Source organism: Salinibacterium sp. (assembly GCF_031364185.1).
In the GTDB taxonomy this organism is placed as follows: Bacteria; Actinomycetota; Actinomycetes; order Actinomycetales; family Microbacteriaceae; genus Rhodoglobus.
The window spans coordinates 1-1416 of sequence record NZ_JANLVV010000327.1; the positions used below are offsets into that span (position 1 = coordinate 1).

The 1416-nt window shown below is 72.0% G+C and carries 1 pseudogene; it reads right to left on the minus strand.

The features are described from left to right. Positions 1-1382 (minus strand): annotated as a pseudogene (locus RMN95_RS14355) (glycosyltransferase family 2 protein); the annotation flags it as partial. Positions 1383-1416: the final 34 nt, after the last annotated feature.

Genomic DNA, 1416 nt, shown 5'->3' on the forward strand with positions numbered 1-1416 from the left:
GCCGGGGCCGTCGCCGCTGTGCGCAGGCCGTCGAGACTGGCCACCATCGCTCCGACGAGACCGAGCCAGTAGAGGCTGAGCGCAGAGCCGGCCCAGATCGCCGTGCTCGTGGAGCCGATGAGGGTCACAGAGAGGTGCGCCCCGACAATCGCCGTGATGAAACCCAGTAATGCGATGGCCATCGCCGGCACCGAGCGGCGGCTGACGGGAAGAAAGAGCGAGAGCACGGCCAGCAGCGCCAGCGGCGCGAGAAGCGCGACCACGACGAACGGCGCGACACCGACAGACACCCCGAGCGCATCGAGGAAGGCGTCCCAGCCAGAGAGGCCGCCGCTCGCACCCCCCAGGGCGAGTTGCATCCCGGATGGCGCGGCAGTAGCGACCGCAACGCCAGGCTCGGCGAACAGGGCAAGCCCGTTGCCGCGATCCAGTTGCTCGACGACCAGCGGCGCGAACAGGGCCGCCGCCGGAACGGGGATGCCGATGATCCTCAGCACGCCGCGCGGGTTCGCCGCGATCCAGGCGACCAGGCCCAGCACCAGCGCGGGGGTCAGGATGGGCGCACACGCGACGACGACGGTGAACAGCAGCGCTGCGAGCGCCGACATAGACCAGTTGCGGGCCGCGTTCACCACCGTCAGCACCAGGATCGGCAACAGGATGTGGGCGATCACCCCACCCAGGTGACCGCCGACCAGCGACGCGAGGAAGGGTGGGGCCACGGCCCAGGCGATCGCCGCGACGGCCGAGGGCCAGGCGCGGCGTGACAGCCTCGCCGCGCAAAACCAGGCCGCCGTGGCCGCGAGCGGCAGCGCGGCGAGGTAGAGAAACACGATGGCAAGCGATGGCGACCAGAATGTCAGCGACCCCAGCACCGCCAGCACGGAGGCGAACGGGTCAGCGGCTCCGGTGAATCCCGATGCGACGTCGTGCCAGCCGAATCCGACGTGCGACCAGAGCTCGCCGACGCTGGTGCTGAGCGGCAGGAGTCCGCCGCCGGCCAGCGCCGGGGCATCCACGAATCGTCCGAAGGCGACGACACCGGCGACCGCCGCCAGCAGCACCGCCCATGCGCCACCGCCGGCGAAGAATCCGGGCCCCTCGCGCACCGTGGTGTACGCAGCGGCCGCCGCCGAGCGTTCGCTCAGCCGCCGTTCGCGCACGTCGGACCACGACAGCCGAAGCGCATCGACGGCGGCCCACCCCAGGGTGCGATTGCGCCGGATGGTGGCCCGGGCCCCCGGAATGCTGCCGTCGAAGGCGGCGCGCAGACCCGCAGCCAGCTCACCGCCGACGGCGCCCGGCCGTTTGGCAATGAGGTGACCCAGCGACCTGAGCACCGCGAGCGGCACGAGGGTCAGCCAGTGAAACGGAACGGCCACGGCCGGTGCCCAGGCGAGCCGGCGGTGAAGCTGC